Annotated in this window: 1 pseudogene; it reads right to left on the reverse strand. The window is 39.8% G+C overall.

The annotated features are described in order from the left end of the window. Positions 1–492: 492 nt before the first annotated feature. Positions 493–1,090, reverse strand: a pseudogene (locus ACED36_RS22065) (hypothetical protein); the annotation flags it as partial.

The following is a 1,090-nucleotide window of genomic DNA, read 5'->3' on the forward strand; positions in this document are numbered from 1 at the left end:
GTATTTTATTATTTTGATGGGTGCTGTTTATGGCCTTTGAGTGAATGTCTAACAGCCATTTCCACAATGAAAGGAAGGCTTTGTTATGTAAATCAGAAGGTAAACGGGTAGATGAGTATCTCGATTTCGACGAGTATGCATGAAGGTGGTGCAGGCGGGGTGTCTCTGTTATGCGACTAATTTCATATTAATTATTTAGAATATACTAATAAAAGAGTGCTTTCGTGATTCTTATTCTTTCTATTTCTAACAGTCTGATTGTCCATGGTTTAGGATGCTGAAATACTGTTGGTTGATAATTTATATAAATATTAATGTCTGTGTTTGGATGTGAGTTAAATAACCAAAGATTGAAGCGACATGTGATAAAAAGCCGCTCTGTCGAGCGGCGTAAATGACAATATTTACAATAAACCAACACTATAGGAACCATGAATTTTTATTCACGTAGCAGTGTCTTAATGCCTTTAAAAAGTGTGAGACTATCCGTTTCTATTCGACAACAACGCACGCATTTGGGTCGAGATACGAGGCAAATGTAGTATATGTTACTGGCTGTTTAACACCATTCGCACACTGTCCTTCTCTTAGTATCATAGAGCACTGAATTGGATTGGAATATTCTTCTTCTTCTGCTAGGTAAATGATGGCCACCATGTGAGTGTAATAAGGGCTATTGGGTGCGACGGCGCATGGTTCAGCTTCCGTATAATTTGCGTTATCTTGTGCAGCAAAATACGTCATATCTTTTGTTATTGAAGTGCCTATGTTTGCTCGGAATGCTTTGTTGAATCCTTGACCACTCCCTGAAACCCAAGATACATTTCCCTCGCCGGTTATGCCCATGTTTTGAAGGGGATCCTCATAATATGTGTATACGCGATCTTGAAAGCGCTCCTTAAACTCACCTTGAATATCGGTCATACCAACAATGCCTTTGTCACAATCTATATATGCGGTGCGTCCAGCCCCAGATATTGACACATGACTAGCCTGACTACAGATACTATTTTCGGTGAATACGTCGTTATCAGCGATGGTGAGCGTACCGGTTTTCCTATCATTGCCGTTTGCTAGCATTGATGCCTTA

The sequence above is a fragment of the Enterovibrio sp. FF113 genome (assembly GCF_041439165.1).
In the GTDB taxonomy this organism is placed as follows: Bacteria; Pseudomonadota; Gammaproteobacteria; order Enterobacterales; family Vibrionaceae; genus Enterovibrio; species Enterovibrio norvegicus_A.